Annotated in this window: 2 protein-coding genes; one reads left to right on the top strand and one right to left on the bottom strand. The window is 43.4% G+C overall.

Going from position 1 to position 629, the window contains the following annotated elements; translation table 11 throughout:
- Positions 1-521 (top strand): transcriptional regulator RcsA (gene rcsA / locus ABD353_RS39905; protein WP_336406829.1); only part of this gene is annotated, 521 nt, incomplete at its 5' end.
- A gap of 32 nt (positions 522-553) precedes the next feature.
- On the opposite strand, the gene ABD353_RS40675 is transcribed toward rcsA, so the two are convergent.
- Positions 554-629, bottom strand: a 76-nt coding sequence (locus tag ABD353_RS40675; RefSeq protein ID WP_425555359.1) for a hypothetical protein, incomplete at its 5' end; no start/stop codon positions are given.

Raw genomic sequence — 629 nt, 5'->3', positions numbered from 1 at the left:
ATGCTGCGGATCTGCAGAAACACTGTACGTCGTGTTGCCCGGCGGTGGTGTTTCTGAATGAAGACTGTTTCGTGCATGATGATGAAAGTAATGGCATTATTCGCCAGATCATTACGCAAAACCCGGCGACGCTGTTTGTTATCTTTATGTCGCTGGCGAACATCCATTTTGACCGCTATTTGCGGGTACGGAAGAATCTGCTAATCAGTTCAAAATCGATAACCCCAAAAGACCTTGATGTTATTCTGGTTAATTATCTTAAATACAAAAACACCAGTGTAGGGCAGTTAACTTTACCGACATTGTCACTGAGTAAAACAGAATCAAATATGCTGCAAATGTGGATGGCCGGGCATGGTACTTCGCAAATCTCAACGCAAATGAACATCAAAGCGAAGACGGTATCGTCGCATAAAGGCAATATTAAAAAGAAAATACAAACGCATAATAAGCAGGTGATTTATCATATCGTTCGGCTGACCGAAAACATCACCTCCGGTATTCAGGTAAATATGCGCTGAAACAAACTGGCGGCGCTCCCGCCAGTTCAGTTTTACGAGACCTCTTTTTCCACGAAAATCCCATCCGGGTGGCCTATTTCATTAAAAAACCAGATCCCCAGAGGATAG

Origin of the sequence: Kitasatospora arboriphila (assembly GCF_039528095.1) — a bacterium.
Taxonomy (GTDB): Bacteria; Actinomycetota; Actinomycetes; order Streptomycetales; family Streptomycetaceae; genus Kitasatospora; species Kitasatospora arboriphila.
The sequence above is the reverse complement of the archived record's forward strand: the minus strand, read 5'-3'. Positions and strand labels throughout refer to the sequence as shown.